A 2792-nucleotide genomic window follows, 5' to 3' on the forward strand; every position below is an offset into this window, starting at 1 on the left:
CTAAGTCTTAAGGCTTGGGAGAGTAGGTCGCTGCCAGGTCTGCCAAAAACGGATGTCTCAATACAATCTCGAAACAAGCCCCGCACTCAGAAATGAGGCGGGGCTTTTTGTCGTTCGGAGATGAGCGGGGGAGGGGGGAAGAGGGAACAGGCTGGCTTTGACAGCCGCTATAGCACCCGAGCTGAGGGAGGAAGTCCGCGGCTACGCACTTCTCCGCGGGAGTTTGTGTTGTGAACCCCAGCTGCCGCGCCTTACAATCCAGTTACGGCGATGCACAGGAGCCCCGCCGTGCCCAAGGGCTGCGCCCAGCAGTGGCTGCAGGTTGCCCGCGCCGACCCCTACCAACTGCGAGCTCATCCTGATTAGATCGATCGGGCGCACCACCAACTGGAACACCCTCCGTAGTTCACCGCAGACAAGGGGGGGGCCGGGCCCCCTTCTCAGCCGAAGTTGATAAACGATGGAAGATGAACCGCGCAAGCACCGCCCGCGCTTGCTGCTCTGCGTAGAGGATGGTTGCTGCGGCACGGCGAAGAACTATCCGTTACGCTGAGTAGGAGGGTTCTCTGCTCGTCCACGGCCTAAGCGGTTCGGCGAGGAAGGCCGAGCCTAGAGAAGTCATTGTTCGGGCGGATCGTAAACTCGCCAAGTGGGCATCACCTTTATTCGCGAGTGGCGGCAGGGCAGTGAGCTTGCGCACTGCCTCAGCATACGCCGCCACGGTTGTCGCCGATTGTTCCCTCGTCACGATCGCCTTTATCCACGAGCACCTTGGCATCACGGCGCGAACAGATCTCGAGGACTTGTCAGTCGGCAGGTCGGCTTATCACGCGGATAGCTTTAGATGGGAGCACTTGCAGCTATCGGTTCGTGGCTAGCGGCAACCCGCGGGCATGCGGGTTGGACGTGAAGATTCTTCTCAGTTGCGTTCCGAACCTCTCGAAACTGCAGCGGGCAGGTTCGATATTGCTGATGCACACTCCGGAGGTGAACGCAGGAGGCTCGGTCTCCAAGGCCATTCAGCGGTGACGCGTAGAGTTCCCCACCACCGAAGGCGCGACTAGTTCGACAAATCTCCCCGTTGAAGCCTATCGGGGGATCAAACCGCTGGAGACAAGCCGGCTTACGCCGGGCTGGATCAACCGGTTGGCCCGCATCGCACAAACCCATATGCGCCTGTGGAGAACCCGGCACCCGTTCACACTGGCTACATCGGGGCCCCGTAGCCGGTTTGAACCATGACGAACTTAACACGCATGCACCGAACTCTTTGGGACACATGGGGTCGCAGATCATGCCATTTGCGGTTTCTCTGACTACTGCGGACGCAGAACACGGCTGGTGACCAGCGAATCAAGGGGCCCAATGCTGGCCCTTTAACCGGGTAAATACGTAGTCATGCTAATGAGCTCTGGTGGCCCATGCAGTAATTATGATAAATCCCACGACGCGGGAAGTCTTTGAGCAGACTGGGTTCTGTCGCGTTCGTTCCGAGTTCGCTGACGTTGCAAGGTCATGTGTCGGTCACCGGGTTGTACTATACCAGAGTAGGCGAGAGACAGCGGAGCCAAGCCTTCCGGTGGGCTACTTCGCTGCTGCTATCCTGGTGGAGGTGTATAACCGCGCCGATGATCCAGAGCACTGCGTCATTGAGCTTGATAATGTCGTGGCATTCAAGACACCTCGCCCGATGCTGGCGAATGGCGCCGTTCTAGAGGCCGCTCTCCTCAATCCCGCTGGTGCTTTTGCCGGCTGGAGGGCCGCCGAAGATGTGAGGGAAATTTCCACTTCGGAGTTGGCTAGTATTCTTGCTGCCGAGTACGGAGTTCACCAAGCGGGTATGAAGGATCCCAGGGCGGACTTGCCCCTCTTCCGGGAACGCCATGTCCGGATCAGAGATCCAAAGTTCACCTATGACGTCTATCGCGCGTATCAGGGTAGATGTGCGATTGGCCTGGTTCGCTTGTTGAACATCGAGACAAATGAATGTGGGCTCGAGGCTGCTCACATCTACCCTTATTGCCTTGAGCCCTGGAACACAGTTTCGAGCGGAATTCTCCTGGCGCCAACTTGGCACGCTCGGTACGACGCTGGTCTCATTACGCTTCACGATGACTATCGTGGTCTGCCAATGTGGAAGATGCGGACACGGAGGCGGTACGCTTTCGTCACCTCCATCTGCCAATGTCAGGCAGTGAGCTGCCGGACATTGATCTGATCCGTCGCAATCGCGAGCGCTTGGCCGCGATCCACGCAGCCGGCAGGACGCAAAGGATTGGCTCTACGGATCAGCACTAAGCATTCGAGACTCGTCGACGCCGGAGCTATTCTGGGCCTGCTTGTTCGGGCGGTCGTTCCTCAGATGTTGGATCAGGCGCAGGAACTCCTCTGGCCGCCCGCCGCGGTCACTGCCTGGCTTTGCATGCGTCGGCTTGGGTTGAAATGGCATGTCACGGAGGCCTGTGGGCACTCCGAGCTCGCGTCTGTTCAAGACACAGATCAGCGTGACCCTGCATGACTAGCTGGGTTTCACCGCCAGATGGCCCTATCGCCGCTCTATGTGCATGTTCTCTTACGTCAGGGGACCAGCATCGCCGGCAAACCCACCGGTCAAGCGGCTCCACACTACCTGCGCGGCGGGATCAAGGGGCGCTGCTATTCAGGTTGACTTCCTACTAGCGAACTCCGCGTTATCCACAGGCTCGGCTTGCTGATGGAACCAAAAGTCAGTTTTGTCATTTAGCGTGTTGACGATGGCGATGGGGTCGCTTATATCCCCGATCACCGCTGCA

The 2792-nt window shown here is 58.5% G+C and carries 1 protein-coding gene; it reads left to right on the plus strand.

Annotation, left to right across the window (positions count from 1 at the left end; all coding sequences use genetic code 11):
• Window positions 1-1840 precede the first annotated feature (1840 nt).
• Window positions 1841-2218, plus strand: a complete 378-nt coding sequence (locus AC3YMN_RS19280; protein WP_489891291.1) for an HNH endonuclease — start codon at window positions 1841-1843, stop codon at window positions 2216-2218.
• The last annotated feature ends 574 nt before the right edge of the window (window positions 2219-2792 follow it).

Source organism: Devosia sp. Z11_6, from assembly GCF_058133665.1.